Source organism: Pseudoalteromonas sp. S1612 (assembly GCF_005887175.1).
GTDB lineage: Bacteria > Pseudomonadota > Gammaproteobacteria > Enterobacterales > Alteromonadaceae > Pseudoalteromonas > Pseudoalteromonas undina.
The window spans coordinates 51,375-72,410 of record NZ_PNDH01000031.1 but is presented as its reverse complement, the minus strand read 5'-3'; the positions used below and the strand labels follow the sequence as shown (position 1 = coordinate 72,410).

Here is a 21,036-nt window from a genome sequence, read left to right as displayed (position 1 = left end):
AGTGTTACAGCTTTGTGAATACTACGAAGCTATTAACAGTGTTGATCAAAAAAACATGGGTTATTTTTATACAATTTAATAGGTGTAAGATTTTATTGAATTTTTATTCAAGAAAACGTTTAAATTTTAGTTTTTTTACTGCGTGGTGCGCCAAGTAAAATAAATACATGGCAAATACACACAGATAGAAATGCACTAATTCCCAAAGCGCCACCAAAACCATCAAGAATAGGCACTAGATAGGCAAAAAACAGTGAAAATATAATTGCTGAACTGGCAAGCGTATACACACCAAAACGGTGGGGAGCACTCATTCCAATAAATGTGCCGCCAAAAAAGACGATGCTATATAGCTCAGCGTTAAGGCTCAGCTGCGCAAAAATCAAATAGGCAATAATCGATAGAGCTGCAGAGGCTCGGATCCCATCAAAGCGATTATGTTTAGCCAAGTAAAAGGTTAAAAACGCCCCTAGCAAAGCAAGTAGCGGATAAATAAGCGTCATATTACTAACTCCTTGGCCAAAACAAATAAGGCGACGCTAGCAAATGCAATGCTACCTAATCGTCCGCCAAACCCCGCAAATACATTAATGGTGAGTGTGTATAAAACAGCACCAATGGCAGAAATAATCGCAATTTCCCAGTATTCATTAATTAAACTAGTGGAGCACATACCGGCAAAACTGCCTGCATAAATAGCTGCATAGGGATGGTTTTTGTAATCTGCAGGGAATGGAATAAATGAACCGATAAGCCCCGTTAAACCTGCAGATACAACAATAGGCAATGCGAATGTGGTATGCATTAAAAAACACGACAAGCAGCCGATAAAAAAGGTGATGAATTTTAAAAGTATGAATTTAGTCATGGCGCGCACATCATAATGTATCAGTTTTAGCTTTAATAGTTAAAAACTGATATTTAAGACTAAAATCGATAAACCACAGCTAAAAGGTGAATTATTACTGTTGAAAATTAGCGATATGCAATGAATGACTAAAAATAACACTGTTAATGTTCTATAAATTGCAAATTATGTATAATGCAGCATATTTCATATATTAAAAGTTATAACCTAAGGTAATTTATGTCTAACTGTTTACATCTGGCTATCCCCGCTGGCGATCTTGAAAAAGCGAAAACGTTTTACTGTGACGTACTCGGCTGTAAAACTGGCAATAGTGAAGCGGGACGATGGGTAGACATTGATTTTTGGGGTAACGAATTAACTCTACATCAAAGTGTTGAGCGTTTACCTACGGTACGTCATGATGTTGATATGGGGGCAGTGGCTGTTCCACACTTTGGTATTCATTTATCAGAAAGTGAGTTTCAAGGACTTAAGCAACGCATTGCTGATGCCGGGCTTGAATATTTAGATAAACCTTACCGTCGTTTTGTTGGTGATGAATTTGAACAAGAAACGTTTTTTATTGAAGATCCTAACGGTAACGTGCTCGAAATGAAAACTATGGTTAATCCTGAGGTTCTATTTAAAAAGGGTTAAGCTAAGGCTATAGCAGAGCTAGCCTTACTGGCTAGCTCTCGTTTTTATGCTTTTAAATGGCGGCTACTACTATTTTTTCAGCTTGCTTTGCCTTTCTTTGCAATTTCTGTTTATACATTGCTTCATCACCTGCTTTTAAAACTGTGTCTAAGTTATCGGGTGGCTGAGTATAGCTAGTTTGCCCAACACTGGCGTAAATAGAAATGGTATGGCCCTGATGCTCTATAGTTAACTGGTTTAATTTTTGTTCTAAGGTGTTAACTCGCTGGTTAATTTTTTCGTTGCTATTAAACAATGCCATGGCCACAAATTCATCGCCCCCTAAGCGACCAACGGCATCTTCACTGCGCATATGTTGACTAAGAGACTCTGCAACTTTGCACAGTACTTTGTCGCCCACATCATGACCATAAGTATCATTAATTGCTTTAAAACGGTCTAAATCTATGTATAAAAAGCACAAAACGCCTCCTCGTTGCTTATGCTCTGCTAGTAAGTCGTTTGCTTTTAAGCTCCATCCGCGACGATTGTATATATGGCACAAATGATCAAAGTTAGCGTGTCGTTCAGCCTGTTTTTTTGCATAACTCAATCTTTGAATTCGTCTACCGACTGCAATAGCAAGTAATAAAGATTCAATTGTAAACGCAATAACAAATCCATAGCGTTGAATGAACGGGCTGTAATCGGTTAGTAGTACCCTAAAAATCATACTAATACACACACTTGCCAGTGCTATAAATACCAAGCATGCTTCATTAACACCGTACTTTGTTTGTATGGCGCTGAGGATAAAAATAGTGATGACAATAAATAATGATAAATAGCCTGTTACTGCAGAGGTAATATTGGTTATAAGTGGTAGATCGAGCGCTATTTTTTGTAAGCATAAAGTCAGTACGCATAAGGCGGCTACTTTTAGTGTATTACTTATCTTAGGAAAGTATTTAGGTAGCTCCAATATAGCGCTCATAAACCATGTGGCACTCACTATAGTTAAACCGATACTTAACGTATAAAAATGGCTAACGTACGCAGAGTAGTGCTGTTGTGTAAATAAATATGGCTGTCCTTCTTGAAAGAATATAAAGCTAGCGATGCAAAAAATATAAATGCCATACAGTTTAAAAAGAGGGTCTTTTATGCCGTGACCTATAATTAGTGCATAAAAAATAAGCGTGGCGCAAAGACCATAAAAAATGCCAAAAATAAGGTTGTAGCGTTGAATTTTTTCGACAAAAGGCTGTGTATCTGACCAAGTAAAGCGTGGGGTATAAGCCGCAGAAGTGGTAATCATAAGCTGTGCAGTAAAAACGCCTGGGTCCATTAAAATTGCCATCTGATTGGTTTTTAAAGGTGTTTTATATGCTGAATTTTGCTGCCACGAAAAGTCTTTAAGTGCAGGGCGAGTAAATGAAAATACCCCGCCTTGCTTTAAGTTACAGCTTAATTCAAGATGATTAATACCATTTTTAAGTTTAATATTTGAGGCAACTTCTTTGGATAAAGACACCGAAGTATTGGTTGCTCTTGAGCTGAGCTGACAACGTTCTTGCGCATAAGTAACGCTACTAAATAGCATAGCAAAAGCGCATATAAAAATGCTAAACCTAACCACCTGAGCGCCTAACATGCTAAAAACTCCTTGTCTTTATCGTACAATATATCATTACTAAGTAGACGAATACTTTTAAGTCATATTAACAAAGTCTAATGATAAAGTATTTAAATAATGACTTGCGCAAAAGTAAGTTAGTTTTAATCACACATGTATTTCACTGGGGGCTTTGTTGAAATGGCGTTTAAACTCACGGCTAAATTGTGACGCACTGGTGTAGCCTACTTTAAATGCGGCCTCATTTGCTTTACTGCCAGAGGTGGTTATTAATTCTTTTGCTTTTGCTAAGCGTACTTTTTTTAAATACTGCAAAGGGGATTCAAACGTAACTTGTTTAAACGCACGATGAAAAGATGACACACTCATGTTCACTTCTTCAGCTAAGTGCTCTACGGTAATAGGGCTTGCATAATCACTATGTAATGTTGATAAGGTACGCGCTATGCGTGCGTAATGGCCATCGTGCATTGCAAGTCCAATTAAAGTGTTGCCTTGAGGGCCACACAGCACCCTATATACTAATTCTTTAACTATATCGTCACCGAATACCTCAGCCTCAAGCGGATTGTTTAACACTGTTAACAGTCGATGGGTAACTTGCTCCATAGCTAAATCTAAAGTGGCGCTTTGTACGGCTCCGCTTTGTGTTAAAGGAGTTAAAATAGGCTTATGTTGCATCATTTGGTTAACCAGTTTGTGCAGCATGGCTGGGTTTATATCAATTGCTATACCCATTACTGGTAAATCGTTATCAGTAAACGCTTCACATTCTAGTGGTACGGGCACTCCCAGTACTAAATAATCGCCTGCACCATATTGTATTTGATGCTCAGGGAAGTGAATAATTTTATGTCCTTGGCCAACAATAATAATACCTGAATTATAAATAAGCGGCTGACGCGCTGAGCTTTTGGTGGCGCGATGAAAGTACACCCCTGGAATAATTGTTTCCATGGTACCTTCAAAGCTGAGCAACTTATTATGCTCTGCATATTGTTGTAACAAAGTAGCGATGGTTGTCATAAGAGCGGCTTAAATTAACGGTATTTGGCGTAAAATAACAACACTGATAGTTTTAGGCAAGCTTTTGGTAGATATTAGGCTTTTTATATATGTGCTATGCCACTATTATGCATCCATCAACACTTTATTTATTTAAGAATTGATAAGGTGCTTAGTAATTAACCGTCCCCTTTAGGAGCAAAATAATGAAATTTAGCTACGTAAATCCCACTTTAATTCAATTTGGTCAGCAACAAATTGCCGCACTTACTGATTTGATCGCAAAAAATCAAAAAGTATTAGTTGTGTACGGTGGCGGCTCTATTAAAAAGAACGGCGTATACGATGAAGTTGCAGCAGCACTTGAAGGTTTTGATTGGGTAGAGTTTTCGGGCGTAGGTGCCAACCCAACAATTGAAGTGTTAGACCAAGCGGTAAAAATTTGTAAAGAACAAGACATCGATTTCGTATTAGGTGTAGGCGGCGGCTCTGTAATAGACGGCGTTAAATACATTGCAGCATCTGCTGTATATGATGGCGAAGGTTGGGATATCCCTACAGGTAAGCACACAATTACCAGCGCATTACCTATTGGTGCCGTATTAACGCTACCAGCTACAGGTTCTGAATCTAACCAAAACTCGGTGGTAAGCAAAGAAGCAACGAAGCAAAAACTACCGTTTGCATCTCCAGAAGTATTACCAAAATTTGCCATTATGGACCCTGATGTAATGAAAACATTACCGCAGCGCCAGCTTGTAAATGGTTTAGTAGATGCATGGGTACATACCTGTGAGCAGTACCTAACATTCCCAGAAGGTGCACTTGTTCAAGAAGGTTATGCAGAGGCACTGTTAAAAGCGCTTAAAACATTGGGTGATAACTTTGAAAACCAAGACGATGCATGGCGTGCAAACCTTATGTGGGCTGCAAACCAAGCACTTAACGGCTTAATTGGTTCTGGCGTATCACAAGATTGGGCAACCCACATGATTGGCCATGAGCTTACAGCTGCTTACGGCGTTGATCATGCACGTTCACTGGCTATTGTTCAGCCTTCTTTACTGCGCAACCAATTTACAGTTAAAAAAGCAAAACTAGAACAAATGGGTAAAAACGTATTTGGTCTTGCACAAACAGATGATTTAGCAGAGCAAACAATTCAAGCGATTGAAGCGTTTTACCACAGTCTTGATGTAGCCACTGAGCTTACTGAGCATGGTGATGACAAAGCGGCTGCCATTGATAATATTATTGGCAAGCTTGAAGCGCATGGCATGGTTGCCCTTGGAGAAAACCAAGCTATTACGTTAAAAGAAAGCCGTGAAATTTTAGAACAAGCGGTTGCTTAATAACGGTTAATATTGACCCCTAACATTGGTTAGCGGCTTTTTGCAGCAAAATAAGATTGAATGAAATAAAATTTTATTTTGCTGCATTACTTTTTTTGATGTTTTCAGGTACAGTATTGAAGAAAATAATATTTAGATGAGTAATGAGCTTATCTAATCGTGTGTTTCAATAGGGAATTCGTTTAACTGTGCGTTCAAATCGTTTTTTAATTGTAATGTTACTTGTGCTTGTGCATAGCTTTATAAGCTGTGACGGCGCCGCGTACCATTTACAAGAAGACGTTGACCACGTAAATAGCTCATTATCGCAACTAGGTTCATCTGCTGATGATAGCGATAATGCCCCAACAACAGAAATACATGCTCACCAGCATTGCCACAGTGGTTATAGCCACAGCTCAAATCACTCAATAACTCCCGAGAAAAGTAAACCAACTTTAGCGATATGCTATCACGGCTTACATTATCCACCAGACGTACCGCCACCGAATTCATTTAGCTAGTTCTTAATTTAATTTCAATTAATTACTGTGCTTTTAGCTGCCTACACATAAGTGTTTTATGGGCCGTTATAGGCATGTTTAGATTGCTGAGCAATTTACACTGTCGCTATCTTTTGCGTAGGTTGTGAATGGTTTGCAAGTGAACTCTGTTTATTAAAAACGGACAAGTTATATGAATAAAAAATCAATTATGTTGGTGGTGATGCTGTGCTCGCTGCCTGCTTTTAGTGCGTTTGCAAATGTTAAAACACTAACTCTAAAACAAGCGTTGATAAATACCGAGCAACAAAATCCGCTATTAAAACGCTACCCTTATCATCAAAAAATACTCAGCGCGCTTAAATCTCAAGCTGCACTTTCGCCTAACCCTATCTTAAATATAGAAGCTGAAAATCTGCTGGGGACAAACGATGCACGTGGTGTGCAAGACGCTGAAATAACCTTGGCATTTAGCCAGCTTATAGAGCTTGGGAATAAACGCCAAAGCCGCATAAATTACGCTACGGCAAACATTAAAGCCCAAGCAATACAATATCAAAATACTCGTTTAGCCTTATTGGCAACCACTGGTGAGCGGTATTACGAAGCGCTTAAATTTCAAACCTTACTTTCTCTCAATAGCGAACGACATCAGGTTGTAAGCCAAGCACTTAAAGCAATAAAGCAGCGAGCTGATGCTGGCGCTGTATCGCAAGCGGATGTAACCCGCATGCGTTATGCGCTTAGCCAAATTGAGCTTGATAAAGCTAAGCTAAATAGTGAATTTGAGCGAGCACGTTTATCGCTTAATGAGCTGTGGAGTGAGCAACATGATTACACGGATTTAGCTGGGAATATTAATACATTAATGCCGCTTAGGTCTGAGCAAGGGTTACTTGATGCGGTTAACCAAGCGCCTGATTTTGCTATGTTACAGCAGCAATACTTACAGCAAGCGGCCAACTTAACGCTGCAAAAAGCTAATGGGCAAAGCGATATTAATATAGGTGCAGGCGTGAGCTACAACCAGCAAAACAATACCAGTTCGTTGCTGTTTTCGTTTTCAATGCCATTGCAATTGAGTAACTCAAATAGCGGTAATATTGAAGCAGCTAACAGTCAGTTAGCATTGTTACGTGAGCAGCAAGGACTGTTACGGGTTCAATTACGTCAGCAAGTTCGTACTTTGTATGCCTATTACCAAGGTAAGATGTTACAGGCACAGTTGTTATCTGGGCAAGTTATTCCCCAAGCCCAAACACTCATTGAGCAAAGTTTAAAAAGCTATCAACGCGGACAAATTTCGGTGTTGCAATTGCTCGATGCTCAACAAGCTCTTTTTGACTCTAAACGCGCTTTGATTAATACATATGCAGCGTTATATCAGACCCATCTCGCACTTGAGCGTTTAACTGGCCAATCTTTAACTGAGACTTTTCAATCATGAACAACACTTTTATCGCATTATTAGTATTTCTCTCGTTTGTAGCTAGCTTAACAAGCACACATGTATTTGCCTCAGCAGAACATGACCAAACAGAGCAAACCCAAAAACAAGGTCCACACGGCGGCTTTTTATTAACCAACGAAAAGCTCACTCTTGAGTTAAAGCTGCAAGAATTGGCAAGTAAAGTTGAGCTGCGCGTATATGGTTATGAGCAAAAACAGCCGGTAGATATAAACGATTTAAGTATAGAAATGAACTTAAAACGCTTAGTAGAAGCGCCACAAAAAATACAATTTACCCGTGAGAATGGCTACCTTGTTAGCACGCAATCGATAAATGAACCACATTCATTTGAGCTTTTGATTACTGCCAATTATAAAGGTGAGCGCGTTAGCTTTGAGTACTCTCAGCACGAAGGCCGCACTGTGATTAGCGAGCGAGCAATTAAAGGTGCGGGCATTAAAACAGAGATAGCACAAAGTGGCGAGGTTGATATTTCCGACACGCTGTTTGGTGTTATTGCACCGACACAGCATGGCACAGTAGAAATTATGGCGCCATATACCGGATTGATCAGCGATATTTTTGTCAGTATTGGTCAAAACGTTAAAAAAGGCGATGTACTGGCCAGCGTCACCAATCGCGAAACTTTGCAAAACTACAGCATTAAAAGCCCTATTAGCGGTGTGGTAACCGAACAATATTTAAAGCGTGGCGAACTGGCAAGTGCTCGTGCGCTAATGCAAGTCGTGAACCTTGATAAAGTATGGGTTGAGCTCTCAGCCTTTCCTGAAAATATTGAAAACCTAGCCATTGGTCAAAGCGCTATCGTTTACGATTTACATCATCATTTAAATGCCCAAGGTAAGGTGTTTTTTATAGCACCTATGATGACTGGCGGGCACATTGCACGTGCCCGTATTGAGCTTAATAACCCTGATGGTCATTGGCGTCCAGGTATGCATGTTAATAGTGATGTCAGTATCGATAAGGTTAATGCTAACGTGCGTGTAAAGCCTGAGGCTATTCAGGAGTTTAACGGTATGGCGAGTGTGTTTGTGCGTAAAAATAGTGTGTTTGAAGTACGCCCTGTTACTTTAGGCGCAAAAAGTAGCGAGTGGGTAGAAGTCATTGCGGGTTTAAGCCCAGGTAGCGAGTACGTCACAACCAATAGCTATGTGATCAAAGCCGATATTTTAAAAAGCGGCGCAAGTCACGCTCACTAGGAGGTACCATGATTAACTGGATTGTTTCTTTTGCGGTTAAACGCCGCATGATGGTACTGGCACTGACATTTTTATTTGCTGGGTTTGGTGTGTATAACATCCAAAACTTAGCGGTAGATGCTGTACCCGATATTACCAATGTACAAGTGCAAATTAACTCTAAAGCGCCTGGTTTTACGCCGCTTGAAGTTGAGCAGCGTATCACTTACTTAGTCGAAACAGCGATGGCGGGTATTCCTAAGCTTGATTATACCCGTTCGCTTTCTCGCTATGGGCTTTCTCAAGTAACCATTATTTTTGATGAAGGCACCGATATTTATTGGGCGCGTCAACAAATTGGTGAGCGTATTCAAAGTATTCGCGCCGATTTACCTAATAATGTTGAGCCAAACCTTGGACCTATTGCCAGTGGTTTAGGTGAAATATTTACCTATAGCGTGCATGCAAAACCCGATGCGTTAAAAAGTGATGGTATGCCTTACAGCGCTGAAGATTTACGTACTTTACAAGACTGGGTTATTCGTCCGCAGCTTTTAAAAGTAAAAGGCGTAACTGAAATAAATAGCCAAGGTGGCTTTGAGCGCCAGTACCAAGTTGCGCCCATACCAGAAAAGCTCATCGCTTATAAGCTAACAATCAACGATGTTATTAGTGCACTTGAGCTTAATAACAGCAATCGCGGAGCCGGTTATATAGAGCGCTTTGACGGCCAATATTTAGTGCGCTCCCCTGGGCAATTAAAAACATTAGCGGATATAGCAAACACCGTTATTGCTAAGCGTGATGATGCTCCTGTGCGAATTAAGGACGTGGCAAATGTATACTTAGGAAAAGAACTAAGAACTGGCGCGGCTACCTATAATGGCGAGGAAACCGTATTAGGCACGGCGATGATGCTAATTGGTGAAAATAGCCGTGTGGTTGCCAAAGCCATGGCTGATAAGCTTATACAAGTACAAAAAAGTTTACCTGCAGGGGTTATTGTTGAGCCTGTTTATGACCGCACCAATCTGGTTGATAAAACTATCGCCACAGTACAAAAAAACCTGTTTGAAGGTGCGGTATTGGTCATCGTCATTTTATTGTTATTGCTTGGGAATATCACTGGTGCGCTTATTACCGCCATGGTTATTCCGCTGAGTATGCTATTTGCTATTACAGGCATGGTGGGCAATCGAGTCTCGGGTAACTTAATGAGCTTAGGTGCAATCGATTTTGGATTAATTGTTGATGGCGCGGTGATTGTGGTTGAAAACTGCCTTCGTCAATTAGGGATAGCTCAACATAAACATGGCCGCTTACTTACGCTCAGTGAGCGTTTAGAGGTTGTAACTTCAGCCACCAAAGAAGTGTTTAGCCCCGCAGTATTTGGTATTTTAATTATTATGTTGGTGTATTTACCGCTATTTGCGCTCAGTGGTGTTGAGGGAAAAATGTTTCAGCCTATGGCGTTTACCGTGGTTGCCGCGTTAATAGGTGCACTTATTTTTGCTGTCACCTTTGTGCCAGCGGCTATTGCCGTATTTGTGCGTGGTAAAGTAGATGAAAGCGAAAACGCAGTAATGCGTGGCGTTAAAAAAATCTACGAGCCACTGCTTAGCTTATCGCTTAAATTACCGTGGCTGATGGTGAGTATTGCCACTGTTTTGGTATTAGTGCTTGGCTTTAAAGTTAAAAATATGGGCGCCGAATTCTTACCGCAGCTAGATGAAGGTGACATTGCAATGCATGCGTTGCGTATTACTGGCACCGGTATTGAACAATCGGTGCAAATGCAAAAGCAGTTGGAGCAGGCTTTATTAGAGCAGCCTGAAATTGCGAACGTATTTTCAAAGATTGGCACAGCAGATGTCGCCAGCGATCCTATGCCGCCTAATGTTGCCGACACTTTTTTAATGTTAAAGCCGCGTGAGCAATGGCCTGATCCGTCACTAAGTAAAGACGCGTTAGTGCAGCAAATTCGTCATCGTGTGAATGAGGTACCTGGTAATAACTATGAATTTACTCAGCCTATAGAAATGCGCTTTAACGAGTTAATTGCCGGTGTGCGTGCCGATGTAGCACTGCGTATTTATGGTGACGATTTAGCCATACTTAAGCAGTTTGGCGAAAAAGCCACCGGTTTAATGCGAAATATAAACGGTGCTACTGATGTTCGTTTAGAGCAAATGGAGGGCTTGCCTACACTTTCTGTTACCCCAATGCGAGACCATATGGCGCTATTAGGATTAACCGTAAACGACATTCAACAAACTCTTGCCGCTGCTGTTGGTGGGGTGCAAACAGGGCTAATTTATGAGGGTGATAAGCGCTTTTCGTTATTGGTGCGCTTAGATAAGCGTTGGTCTGAAGATGTCTCTGCACTCGCGCGTTTACCTATTGCGTTACCTAAAAGTAGTAACCCTGAACTTGCATTTGTACCGCTTGGAGAAGTGGCTACAATCAGTATTGAAAAAGGCCCTAATCAAATAAATCGCGAAAGCGGCAAGCGCAATGTGGTAGTAACAGCTAATGTAACAGGACGCGATTTAGCCAGCTTTGTAAGAGATGCCCAAGCGACTATGAACGCACAACTTAACCTACCCAGCGGTTATTGGCTTGAATACGGCGGTACGTTTGAGCAATTACAATCGGCGAGTAAGCGTTTGTCGTTGGTAGTGCCTGTGACTTTATTGCTTATTTTTGGCTTACTTTATAGTGTTTTTGGATCGCTGCGTGATTCACTCATTATATTCAGTGGCGTACCACTGGCACTAACCGGTGGGGTGTTGGCATTATTGCTACGAGATATGCCGCTTTCTATTTCAGCGGGTGTGGGGTTTATTGCGCTAAGTGGTGTTGCGGTATTAAACGGTGTGGTGATGTTGTCGTTCATTAAGCAATTACGAAATGAGGGGTTAAGCTTATATTATGCAATACATAGCGGGGCATTGCAGCGATTACGCCCAGTGCTAATGACCGCGCTTGTGGCTAGTTTAGGCTTTATACCTATGGCGCTAAATACCGGTACCGGCGCTGAAATACAACGGCCTTTGGCAACCGTGGTGGTAGGTGGAATTATGTCATCCACTTTGCTCACATTGTTAATTTTACCAGCACTTTATAAATTAGTGCATGCAAAATTTAAAAAGCAGTAAACAGCTTAGCTAATTACCAATTAGGTAATAACGTAAAAAGCAGCTGAAGTGTCAGCTGCTTTTTTGTTAAGTAAGGAGTTGCTTAGTTATATTGAAATAGGCTATCCCAGCGCTCATCTAATATGGCTTTTGCGCGCTCTAGATTTACCGCGTTATATAGGGTGTTTGTGCAAGTTACTAAATGCATACGTTCAAGCTTTTCAAGCGCGTCGCTAATTTCAAAATCTAGCTCGCATTGGTACTTGCTTTTAAACCACGTCTCTATCTGCTCATCAAGTGCGTGAGCACTTAAGCCATTTTTAGATTTTAGTAAAAACGTGTAGGCCAGTAGGGCTTCTTTAATGTCTTCTTCTTCGGCGGCGTCTATTAGTGTATGAAAAACACCGGCGTTGTTATCTAGGTTTTTAAAGTACAGATTATCGCTCAGCGCTTTCATAAATTTAATTTTACGGTTTTTAAATTTACTCCACTCTTTAAACACAAAACTGCCAAATACGCCAATACCAATGGCTAACGTAATAAAGTGCTGCTGAGTCATGGTAACGGCTTTATCACTAAACCCTCCCCAAAATGTAAACAAAGCAAACAGTAAAAGTAATGAGGCGCCCAGTTTGGTAACTAATACTACCGCACCGCCAATAAGTGCCGATGAGCCAATAATCACTTTATCAATAGGGCGCATTCGTACTTCGCTATTAGGAAATAGCATTTCTAAGTCAGCTTTTGGCACATTTTGAAATAGTTTTACTATGGTTGAGCTGGGCTCAAACCCCATAGGTAGTTTATTTTTTGATTCAAAATAGGCTTTATCTTTAAAACGGATAAATACTGCTACGCGATCGTAGTTGGTAAAATACAGTGGCTTTTTACGTAACCCCCAAAAACTGGTTATGGTTTCGCTCAGCTGTGACTCGCCACGGCGATAAAAAACCACTTCTTCAAAATCCTCAAACTCTACCTCAAGGCGAACTTTAAAAAGCGATTCTTCGTTTAATGCATCTTGTAGGTCTTGATGGGTGATCACTTCAAAATTAGCCGCATTTAATACGTTGGCGAAATCTTTAGCAAAATCGCGTTGGCACTGGGCTTTTTGCTCATCAGTCACGCTGTTTATTAAACGAGTATCGCTATTTGGGTCAAAAGGCGCGTAATTGTTTTTTAATGACTCAAGTGTGCCATGGTACTGAAAGTGAATTAAGCTGGCTAAAAGTTCACAAAGCTGCTTAAAAGAAGTTTGTTGGTCTTTGGTAAGCTCTTTGGCGCACATTGTAATGATGTCGTGTTTTCTAAAAGGAATGTAGCGAGCAGTTTGCATATTGTGAAAATTTTAAAAGTATAATGGTATATAAAGATAATAAAGCAGTCTTTTACTGATTACTATGTTGACTGTATTTCTTCAGGTAGCATTAACCTAATTATGAGATGATTTAATCACTTACCTAATTGCTAACAGGACGTTTATGGCTATACAAAAAAAGCTCAAGCAAAAAACACGTCAGTTTATTGAGTCTAAAAATATGCTGGGTGGGATTACTATCGCCTCATTTTTAGAATCCACCATAGTTCCCATTCCACTCGAGGCGGTGCTGGTACCGCTTATGCAAGCAAGGCGGGAAAAGCTTTGGCAAATTGCCCTAATGGCAACACTAGGCTGTATTGTAGGTGCGTTATTTGGCTATGCTTTAGGCTATTACTTATTTGATATCATTGGCGATTGGGTTATCAACACATTCTCAAGCCCTGAGCAGTTTGAAAACGTAAAACAAAAAATGCAGGCACAAGGATTTTGGTTTGTGTTAAGCCTAGGTATCGTTCCTATTCCGTTTCAAATTGCGATGCTGGCCGCTGGCGCAACTAAGTATTCGCTGGCGCTGTTTTTATTAGCAAGCGCTATTGCTCGCTCTATACGTTATTTCGGCTTGGCAATCGTGGTGTATTATGCGGGCAATCAAGCTGAGCGTATTATCAGCAAGCACAAAACTAAGACTATGATTGGGTTAACTATTTTAGTTGCGATTGGCTGGGGTGTTAGCACATTAATTTAAATTAATCAGTTTTAGTTTATGGTATAGTTTTTAGCAACAATAATAAGTTTAAATACAGCCTATGATGAATCCGGAAAAAGTGAGCCTCAAGCTCAGCCGTTTTGTAAAAATTACCAGATTAAACAAACTGTTAATTTTAGCTACGCTGGCGTTTATTATTGGCTTTTCAATTTTTTCGTTAATGCGCTTTCCTTTATTGGATTTCAAGCAAAATCTCTACGGCTTTACCACTGACTTTATTAACTTAGTGGTCATTTTTACTATTTTCTTTGTGGTGCAATGCTCACAGTTAGCTAAAAAAGCCTACGTGTATGTCAGTATCGGTTTAATGTTATGGATTGTAGGCTCTACTGCCGATGTGCTTGATGAAGTGACACGCCAACCTTATTGGGTGAGCAACTACATTGAAGATTTATGTCGCACATTGGGCATGTTAATTACCGCTTATGGTTTATTTAAAACTATGCACTTTATGCAGCGAATGCACACTCGGTTGGCGCAAGAATTTATCATAGATGATTTAACTAAAGTGTATAACCGACGCTGTTTTTATCAGCATGTGAAGGAGGTTGTTAATAATCCTTACACTGTTTTAATTATAGATATTGATCATTTCAAACGTATTAATGACGATTTTGGCCATGATGTGGGCGATCGGGTGCTTAAACAGTTCGCAGATAAAGTGAACCATCTTTTTAAAAATGAAAATATTTTTGCTCGCATAGGCGGTGAGGAGTTCGCCGCTTACCTGCCTAGTTATGAGCTTGATGAAGTGCTTAACTTTGCGCAGACTATTCTAGAGACTGCTCGAACTGTTACAGTACAAAACCAACGCTCTTTAACGGTTAGTATAGGTATTGCGCACCGAAGTAGCGAACAGACCTTTGACAATGTAATGAAACGTGCAGATCAGGCATTATACCGAGCCAAAAAAGCAGGCCGTGATCGCCTTGAGGTTGCTTAAACATAGTAATTTTATAAAATAGATTTCGCTCATGCTGTTTTTTGGGACTTCTGTTGCGAGATAAAAAAGGGACTGTATGGATGAGTTAATCGGATTAGCAATTATTGTATCTATTGCGATTGTTGCAGGGGCTATTTGTGGATTAGTGGCCTTAGTGCAATTGAACACCCTTAAACAAGAGGTTGCAGTATTAAAACTAAAACTATTACAGTTCGAGTTAAACTCAAATGCAGCAAAAAATGAAAAATCCTCCGCTGACCCTCAAGTAGATAACGCAATACCTCTAAACCGCTCAGATATTCCTGCTGCTGTTAATAAACCAGCGAGCATTAAACCTCCACCACCTCGTAAAACGATAACTAAAAAACCATCGAGTATTGAACTGCTTTTTAAACAATTACGTGCAGGCTTCGAGAAAAATTGGATGACCTGGATTGGTGCTATTGCTTTGGCTTTAGGTGGCGTGTTTTTAGCAAAATACAGTTTAGAGGCGGGGCTATTTTCACCTGCAATGAGGCTCAGTGCCGGTGGATTATTTGGCATTGGCTTAATCGCAGCAGCGTATTATTTACATTATAAACGTATCGTTTTTGAAGGCTTTAATAATTACATTCCTGCAGCCCTTGCCAGTGGCGGCTTTATGACTTGTTTTGCCTTAATGTTTTTGGCCTATAACAGCTTTAGCATGCTAAGTGCTGAGTGGGCATTTATTGGCTTAGCAGTTATTGCTGTGTGTGCTAGTGCAATGGCAATAAAGCTAGGCCCTTTACTTGCTGTAATAGGCATTATAGGCGCATACAGTGTCCCTGTTTGGGTAAATACGGGCAGTGGGCAGTTATTTTCTTTACTTATTTATGTTGCCCTTGTGAGTGTTGCCGCAGCAGTTGTAGCACATAAAGTAAAGCGTGTTTGGCTGTGGTATTTACTATGGGTAGGGCATATTGGCTGGTATTTGGTTGGGCTAACTTTATTTACCTATAACACAGTGTGGTTAATAGGCGCTTATGCGTTACTAAGCATTTTAGGCTTAATCGCTATTGCACGTTTAGGCTTGGGCTTTAATACCCTTGAAGTACGCCCACACAGCTTTAAACGGTTAGTTAACTTATTTCCAGATCACGGATTATTAACAGCCTTTATTGCTCCTTTAATGATTGCCATGCTGGTGAGTCTGTTTAATTTTCAGTGGCAAATTATGGCGTTGTTAAGCATCGCTTTGTTACTATTTTTAGTGCTAAAAAATAGCCGTTGGGATGCATGGCAGGCTGTCTCTTTATTAATTGCACTGTTATTAGTGGTCAGTGCTAAACAAACTTATGCCTTTGATGACGCGTTATTCATTTTTAAAAACGAATACGGGCTAGGCTTATTACTTGCTCTGGGGCTAAGTGGCTATGGACTCTATTTTGGTAATAAATACCCAAAACGATTAGCTTTTCATTTGCTTGCTTCATTAAGCATGTTTGCATTAGTTGGCACTTTGTATGCGATGATCCCAAACACGGCTTTAGCAACCGCTTACCCACTTTGGGCGGTGTTGCTATGTTTAATGAGTGCGGTGTTAATTAAATTTACGCAAAATAATACAACTTTATGGCAGCGTTTTAGTTATTGGGTGGGGGCAAACGCCAATATCACCTTAGCAATTACAATGTTACTGAGTGATAGCGGCCTTACCATTGCACTGGCTGTTCAAGTATTACTGCTGAGCTTACTGATAAAAAAATACAATGTGGCTATGCCACACTGGCCAATAAAAGCCCTTGTGGCAGCATTACTTTTACGCCTTACCTTATCGCCGTGGACGCCTAGTTATGATGAACTAAGCATATTTGGTTTGCATTGGAGCTTAGTTGTTTACCCGCTGTGTATAGGGTTATTTTTTGCAGCGGCTAAATGTTTTAATACTTCAAAACTAAAAATATGGCTTGAAGGAGCAGCACTGCATTGTTTAGCGTTATTTGTGACAACCGAGACCAGTTATCAACTGGTAGGGCACTACCCTCAGCTGTTTTCTTTAAGTTTTTATGAGCAAGTTTTGCTCAGTTGTAACTTGCTTGCTTTAGGCTGCGTTTATTTATATCGCGCGCAAAGTGCTGGGCAGCTGGGTAAGTTATACCGCACTGCAGGTTTGATTTTATCAGCGTTAGCTGGCTTGTTATTAATCAATACAACGCTGGATAATAATCCGTTATTAATGCGTCTTTATGTTGGTGAAACGCCAATATTTAACTGGGTGATTTTAATTTGGTTGGTACCGAGCCTGCTGGCGTTATGGCTAGCGAGTTTAGTTAAATCGTTAAATGCTAAATTGAGTCAAATTACACTCGGTGTGTCTGGTTTATTAGCCCTGTTAGCTATCAATACCTTGATCCGCCAATATTGGCAAGGTGGCTTCATTTATCTTGATAAAGCAACCAGTGACGCCGAACTATATAGCTATTCGGTTATTTGGTTATTACTGGGTGCACTGGTGGTGATAGCCGGGCATTTAAAACAGCAACGGTTACTGCAAAATGTTGGTTTAGGTATTCTTGGCGCTGTAATTGTTAAGGTGTTTTTAATTGATATGGCAAACTTAACGGGGCTTCTAAAAGCATTATCCTTCATTGGTTTAGGGTTGTCGCTGGTTGGGCTTAGTTGGTTGTTCCAAAAACTCAGAAAGCGCAGTCATAGTTAAGTTTAAGCCCAGTACTTACTGGGCTTAAACTCTTATTAATCGTCAAGTACTGTGATTTAGCAGTGCTTTAAGTTTGCCTGGTTTTACTGGCTTACTCAGGTAATGAATATTTTCGGCTTTGGTGGTTTGTTTTAGCTCAGTGTCACGTACTGCGGTAATTAAAATAGCCGGAATATCGCTTTGCCAAATCTCGCGTAGCGCTTTAATTAATGTAATCCCATCCCAATCATTACCTAATTGATAGTCCATTAAAATAACATCAGGTGCCCTATGTTCTTTTGCATAAGTTAACACCGCGTCTACTCTATCGAATAGGGTGTAATTTGCCTGCCAGCGCTTCATTAGACTGGCCATGGCGGCAAGGTTTTCAGGATCGTCGTCAACGGCAATAATATTTATCGCGGCGCGGTTGTCGACTATATTTTGACTGGTTTGTTTTTGCTGTACTAATTGCGTATCACCATAAGGCACTTCAATGCTAAATCGGCTGCCTTTATTAGGTAATGAAACCACATCAATCGGCAGGCTCAATAAATCAGCCATACGTTTAACCACCCCTAAACCTAAGCCAACGCCTTTATTATCGCCCGCTTCAATTCGGTAAAAGTCGTTAAATATTTTTGCTTGTTCAATATCGCTAATGCCAGGGCCGGTATCCCATACTTCAATCCGTAAACTGTGTTTTCTGTTTCTACAAGCAATTAATACACGGCCATTTTCGGTGTATTTAATCGCATTAGACAGCAAGTTTTGTAGTATTCGACGCAAGTAAGTAATATCGCTGTGTACTATTTGTTTATTTGAACGCACTTTAAATGAAAGCCCTTTATCGCTCGATAAAATCGCATATTCGCTTTTAAGGGGGTCTAAAATATCATCAATGCAAAAGTGACGAGGATTTGGGGTCATCGCCCCTTGCTCTAGCTTGGCAATTTCTAATAAAGCCGACATTAAATGCACGGTGGAATCGAGGCTATCACCTAGCTTATTAAAGTTATTTTTATTGGTGCTATCTAACTGAGTTTCATCAATGGCGGCGAGATATAATCGTGCCGCATTGAGCGGCTGTAAAATATCATGGCTAGCCAGTGCTAAAAAGCGAGTTTTACTATCATTCGCCTGTTCTGCTTCGCGTTTGGCTAAAGTAAGTGCTTGCTCTGTTTGTACGCGACTATCGATTTGTGCTTGCAGGTTACTATTAATGGTTTGCACCTCTTGGGTACGCGCTTCAATACGGTTTTCTAAGTCCATATTGATTTCTTCGAGCGCATTTTGCGTACTAATATGATTGGTAATATCAGAAAAGCTTGTTACAAACCCCCCATCAGGCAATGGGTTGCCTATCATTTCGTAAACTTGGCCATTACGACGATGGCGAATAAAGTGATGTGAACTGCCATTTTTTAAATGCTGAACACGCTTATCAACATGGCGATCAATTTCACCGGGGCCGCATTCACCGCGCTCTGCGTTATAACGGATTATTTCTTCAATGGGCTGGCCAACTTGTAAAAAACCTTCAGGGTAATTAAACATTTCGCTGTAGCGCTTATTCCAAGCAACGAGGTTGAGATCTTTATCTACCACAGAGAGTCCGTGGCTTAAGTTTTCTAGTGAAGTAAATAATAAGTTTTGATTAAACTGCAGTGCCTGTGTGGTTTCATCAAAAAAGTTTACCACTTCTTCAAACGCCATGCGTTTCCCAGATGATACTGTATGAATAAGTGCTTGCGCAGAGGAAGCACCCAATACACCAGTTAGTGCGCGTTCGCAGTAGGCAATAAAATCAGCGCGAGGGTGTGCATTGTTGTCGTTTAAATCGTGATGGAGTGCGTAATGCGATAAAATTTGTTGGCTACGTTGAATGCCTAAAAAGGTTTGTAGCAAAATTTTAAAGTCGTATACCGTGGCTTTTACGTTTTTATTTAAGCGACGAGATAAAATGGCCTGATCTTTGGGATTAACAAATGCTGCCGCTTGAATTTTATCAATTAAGCGCTCTTCAGCTCCTAGTGAAAAGCTAATGTAACAGCCAATATTAGCAAACAACGCAATTAAGGTGCCTCTAGTTATAAGCGTTTGCTGTAGCTCACTGTCTAGTGGGTTAGGGGCTTCTAAAATAGGTAGCATCAAAAATAGCACCCAACAAATGACTCCTGCGAGTAGCCCGGCATAAACGCCATAAGCATGGCCTTTTCGCCAATATAACCCACCCACAATAGCAGGCAATAATTGCGACACCAATGAGAAAGCCACTAACCCCATACTGGCCAGCGCACTGCCACTACCAAACCATTGCTGATAGAAGTAGGCTAAAATAAGCACCCCAGCAATGGTAAAGCGGCGCACCAATAAAATACGGGATTTATAGCTGCTGGTGATTAAATTACGTTTAAATTTACGACGCAACATTAAGGGTAGCACCACGTCGTTGGAGATCATGGTGCTTAGCGTAAGCGTTGCAACAACAATCATGGCTGTGGCAGCAGAAAGCCCACCTATAAACACAAAGGTGGTTAAAAAAGCGTTATCGTGCAGCATAGGCAGTGCCAGTACAAAGCTGTCAGGTGATAAACTACGACCAATTTCTGGATGAATAGCAGCGGTGGCTATAGGTAAAATCATTGCAGCGGTCAATAACAAGTACAATGGAAAAGCCCAGCGAGCAGTAAATAAATGGCGCTTATCTTGGTTATCAACCACGGTGACATGAAATTGCCGTGGCAAACAAATAATAGCGGCCGCCGCCATCAGCGACTGACCTACAAAGTTAAAGCTAAAAAAGTCAAACTGCGCCCAATGCAGCCAAATTGACTCGGCGACTTGGCCAGAACTTTCTGCGGGTAAATTAAATAAGCTATATATTGCAAGCCCTGCTACAGCAGCCAGAGCAAACAGCTTTATTAGCGACTCAAACGCCACAGCAAGCATTAAGCCTGAGCGGTACTCGGTTACATCAACTTTGCGCGTGCCAAAAAATATAGCAAATAGTGCCATCATTAAAGTGGCTGATAACGCCAAAATATCCCCAGATATCTGATTACTATTTTGCAAAAGTAAAAAGCTGGAACTAAGCGCTTTTAATTGCAATGCGATGTAAGGAATAGTGGCCAATAAGGCAATAATGGTCACCATAATTGCAGTGGTTTGGCGTTTGCCGTAACGCGCTGAAATAAAGTCGGCAATAGTGGTGATATTTTGTTTTTTACTCACCAATACCAGTTTACGTAAAAAGCCCTGGCCGAAAAAAAACAGTAAGGCGGGTCCTAATAAAATAGGCAAAAAGCTCCAACTACTAGTAGCAGCGGTGCCTACCGAGCCATAGTAAGTCCACGAAGTACAATAAATTCCCAATGCAAATGAATACACAAATGGGTGATGACTAATACGCTTGGCAAGTGGGGTGGTCTTATCACCCCAATTTGCCAGCCAAAACAGCACGCCTATGTAGCCAAAGGCAACAATGAGTAGTACAGCTGTCATGTTTATTTAACCTCGTAGAGTGTTTTTATAATTTGTCATAACTATACCCAAACTATTTCAAGATGCGAGCGCCAGTTGGAGTTTGCTTATTTA

Annotated in this window: 15 protein-coding genes; 9 read left to right on the top strand and 6 right to left on the bottom strand. The window is 40.6% G+C overall.

The window, feature by feature from the left end; all coding sequences use genetic code 11:
- Positions 1-119: 119 nt before the first annotated feature.
- Both CWB78_RS11665 and CWB78_RS11660 read right to left on the bottom strand, forming a co-directional pair.
- Positions 120-503, bottom strand: coding sequence for a hypothetical protein (locus CWB78_RS11665; RefSeq protein WP_010387586.1), 384 nt, complete (start codon positions 501-503; stop codon positions 120-122).
- Positions 500-868 (bottom strand): hypothetical protein, encoded by a 369-nt coding sequence (locus tag CWB78_RS11660; protein ID WP_010387588.1) that lies wholly within the window; start codon positions 866-868, stop codon positions 500-502. The genes CWB78_RS11665 and CWB78_RS11660 overlap by 4 nt, the downstream gene beginning before the upstream one ends.
- Positions 869-1,087: 219 nt before the next feature.
- Here CWB78_RS11660 and CWB78_RS11655 point away from each other — a divergent pair, with 219 nt between their 5' ends.
- Positions 1,088-1,507 (top strand): VOC family protein, encoded by a 420-nt coding sequence (locus CWB78_RS11655; RefSeq protein WP_010387589.1) that lies wholly within the window; start codon positions 1,088-1,090, stop codon positions 1,505-1,507.
- Between the two features lie 52 nt (positions 1,508-1,559).
- Here the strand turns inward: CWB78_RS11655 and CWB78_RS11650 are convergent, their stop codons facing one another.
- Both CWB78_RS11650 and CWB78_RS11645 read right to left on the bottom strand, forming a co-directional pair.
- Positions 1,560-3,140, bottom strand: a complete 1,581-nt coding sequence (locus CWB78_RS11650) for a sensor domain-containing diguanylate cyclase (RefSeq protein WP_138595685.1) — start codon at positions 3,138-3,140, stop codon at positions 1,560-1,562.
- A gap of 129 nt (positions 3,141-3,269) precedes the next feature.
- Complete coding sequence (locus tag CWB78_RS11645) at positions 3,270-4,148, bottom strand: AraC family transcriptional regulator (RefSeq protein WP_138595683.1); 879 nt, start codon at positions 4,146-4,148, stop codon at positions 3,270-3,272.
- 185 nt (positions 4,149-4,333) lie between these two features.
- Between CWB78_RS11645 and CWB78_RS11640 the strand changes: the two genes are divergently transcribed.
- The 5 genes from CWB78_RS11640 (at position 4,334) to CWB78_RS11620 (ending at position 11,771) form a co-directional block, all read left to right on the top strand.
- A complete protein-coding gene (locus CWB78_RS11640; protein ID WP_138595681.1) occupies positions 4,334-5,479 on the top strand; it encodes an iron-containing alcohol dehydrogenase in 1,146 nt (381 codons plus the stop codon).
- A 188-nt stretch (positions 5,480-5,667) separates the two neighbouring features.
- Positions 5,668-5,982 carry a hypothetical protein gene (locus tag CWB78_RS11635; RefSeq protein ID WP_010387596.1) on the top strand — a complete coding sequence of 105 codons (315 nt, stop codon included), beginning with the start codon at positions 5,668-5,670 and terminating at the stop codon, positions 5,980-5,982.
- A gap of 172 nt (positions 5,983-6,154) precedes the next feature.
- Positions 6,155-7,408 (top strand): TolC family protein, encoded by a 1,254-nt coding sequence (locus CWB78_RS11630; protein ID WP_138595679.1) that lies wholly within the window; start codon positions 6,155-6,157, stop codon positions 7,406-7,408.
- Positions 7,405-8,634, top strand: coding sequence for an efflux RND transporter periplasmic adaptor subunit (locus CWB78_RS11625; protein WP_138595677.1), 1,230 nt, complete (start codon positions 7,405-7,407; stop codon positions 8,632-8,634). The genes CWB78_RS11630 and CWB78_RS11625 overlap by 4 nt, the downstream gene beginning before the upstream one ends.
- 8 nt (positions 8,635-8,642) lie before the next feature.
- The gene (locus tag CWB78_RS11620; protein WP_138595675.1) at positions 8,643-11,771 is read left to right on the top strand and encodes an efflux RND transporter permease subunit; all 3,129 of its coding nucleotides are present in this window, start codon (positions 8,643-8,645) and stop codon (positions 11,769-11,771) included.
- Between the two features lie 82 nt (positions 11,772-11,853).
- Here CWB78_RS11620 and CWB78_RS11615 read toward each other — a convergent pair whose 3' ends face one another.
- The gene (locus tag CWB78_RS11615) at positions 11,854-13,086 is read right to left on the bottom strand and encodes a TMEM143 family protein (RefSeq protein WP_138595673.1); all 1,233 of its coding nucleotides are present in this window, start codon (positions 13,084-13,086) and stop codon (positions 11,854-11,856) included.
- 145 nt (positions 13,087-13,231) lie between these two features.
- On the opposite strand from CWB78_RS11615, the gene CWB78_RS11610 reads away from it, so the two are divergent.
- The 3 genes from CWB78_RS11610 (at position 13,232) to CWB78_RS11600 (ending at position 17,460) form a co-directional block, all read left to right on the top strand.
- Positions 13,232-13,816 (top strand): YqaA family protein, encoded by a 585-nt coding sequence (locus CWB78_RS11610; RefSeq protein WP_010387603.1) that lies wholly within the window; start codon positions 13,232-13,234, stop codon positions 13,814-13,816.
- Positions 13,817-13,880: 64 nt separating this feature from the next.
- On the top strand, positions 13,881-14,780 hold the full coding sequence (locus CWB78_RS11605; protein ID WP_138595741.1) for a GGDEF domain-containing protein: 900 nt from the start codon (positions 13,881-13,883) through the stop codon (positions 14,778-14,780).
- Between the two features lie 76 nt (positions 14,781-14,856).
- Positions 14,857-17,460, top strand: a complete 2,604-nt coding sequence (locus CWB78_RS11600) for a DUF2339 domain-containing protein (protein ID WP_138595671.1) — start codon at positions 14,857-14,859, stop codon at positions 17,458-17,460.
- A gap of 42 nt (positions 17,461-17,502) precedes the next feature.
- Here CWB78_RS11600 and CWB78_RS11595 read toward each other — a convergent pair whose 3' ends face one another.
- Positions 17,503-20,943, bottom strand: coding sequence for a hybrid sensor histidine kinase/response regulator (locus CWB78_RS11595; protein ID WP_138595669.1), 3,441 nt, complete (start codon positions 20,941-20,943; stop codon positions 17,503-17,505).
- Positions 20,944-21,036 lie beyond the last annotated feature (93 nt).

Bases quoted from the DNA above. Each gene is read 5' to 3' on its own strand.
- CWB78_RS11665 (WP_010387586.1), bottom strand. From the start codon at position 503: ATGACGCTTATTTATCCGCTACTTGCTTTGCTAGGGGCGTTTTTAACC.
- CWB78_RS11660 (WP_010387588.1), bottom strand. From the start codon at position 868: ATGACTAAATTCATACTTTTAAAATTCATCACCTTTTTTATCGGCTGC.
- CWB78_RS11655 (WP_010387589.1), top strand. From the start codon at position 1,088: ATGTCTAACTGTTTACATCTGGCTATCCCCGCTGGCGATCTTGAAAAA.
- CWB78_RS11650 (WP_138595685.1), bottom strand. From the start codon at position 3,140: ATGTTAGGCGCTCAGGTGGTTAGGTTTAGCATTTTTATATGCGCTTTT.
- CWB78_RS11645 (WP_138595683.1), bottom strand. From the start codon at position 4,148: ATGACAACCATCGCTACTTTGTTACAACAATATGCAGAGCATAATAAG.
- CWB78_RS11640 (WP_138595681.1), top strand. From the start codon at position 4,334: ATGAAATTTAGCTACGTAAATCCCACTTTAATTCAATTTGGTCAGCAA.
- CWB78_RS11630 (WP_138595679.1), top strand. From the start codon at position 6,155: ATGAATAAAAAATCAATTATGTTGGTGGTGATGCTGTGCTCGCTGCCT.
- CWB78_RS11625 (WP_138595677.1), top strand. From the start codon at position 7,405: ATGAACAACACTTTTATCGCATTATTAGTATTTCTCTCGTTTGTAGCT.
- CWB78_RS11620 (WP_138595675.1), top strand. From the start codon at position 8,643: ATGATTAACTGGATTGTTTCTTTTGCGGTTAAACGCCGCATGATGGTA.
- CWB78_RS11615 (WP_138595673.1), bottom strand. From the start codon at position 13,086: ATGCAAACTGCTCGCTACATTCCTTTTAGAAAACACGACATCATTACA.
- CWB78_RS11610 (WP_010387603.1), top strand. From the start codon at position 13,232: ATGGCTATACAAAAAAAGCTCAAGCAAAAAACACGTCAGTTTATTGAG.
- CWB78_RS11605 (WP_138595741.1), top strand. From the start codon at position 13,881: ATGAATCCGGAAAAAGTGAGCCTCAAGCTCAGCCGTTTTGTAAAAATT.
- CWB78_RS11600 (WP_138595671.1), top strand. From the start codon at position 14,857: ATGGATGAGTTAATCGGATTAGCAATTATTGTATCTATTGCGATTGTT.
- CWB78_RS11595 (WP_138595669.1), bottom strand. From the start codon at position 20,943: ATGACAGCTGTACTACTCATTGTTGCCTTTGGCTACATAGGCGTGCTG.